General features: G+C 62.6%; 1 protein-coding gene. It reads right to left on the reverse strand.

What is annotated here, in order from left to right; all coding sequences use genetic code 11:
• The coding region (locus NZU74_20870) for a hypothetical protein (GenBank protein MCS6883774.1) at positions 1–481 on the reverse strand (481 nt) is incomplete at its 3' end.
• Positions 482–516: the final 35 nt, after the last annotated feature.

Consider the following 516-nt stretch of genomic DNA (forward strand, 5'->3'; position numbering starts at 1 on the left):
CTTCGCGCACGCGGTTTTGTAGCTCCTCAAAGGTCTGGAAATCGCCCACCTCTCTGGCAAAGTCGTCGTTGAACTCAGGCAGGCTGCGCTGTTTCACTTCCTTGGCCGTCACTTCGAAGTGCGCCGTCTGGCCGCGCAGCGACTCGTTGGCGTAATCACCAGGAAAGACGAGGTCGAACTTGCGCGTCTCGCCGGCGGCGATGCCGACCACTTGCTGCGGGAAGCCGGGCATCGGCCAGTCGCCGGTCTCGTCCAATTGCAAGGCCACATCTTTATCCGCCATTAGGAAGTCGGATGGGTTAAGGCCTTCGCCAAGGAAGGCGTTGATGTCCAGGGTGACCACGTCGCCCAGCTGGGCCGGGCGTTCCACCGGCTCCAGCACGGCCTGGCGCTCGCGCAGGTTGTCCAGCACACGTTGCACTTCTTCCTCGGAGACGGTGGGCGTCGTGTAGGGCACGCGCAGCGCGCGATAGTCGCCCAAGTCCACAATCGGCCTGAGCGGTACAACGAACTTCA

Source organism: Chloroflexaceae bacterium, from assembly GCA_025057155.1.
Classification (GTDB): Bacteria; Chloroflexota; Chloroflexia; order Chloroflexales; family Chloroflexaceae; genus JACAEO01.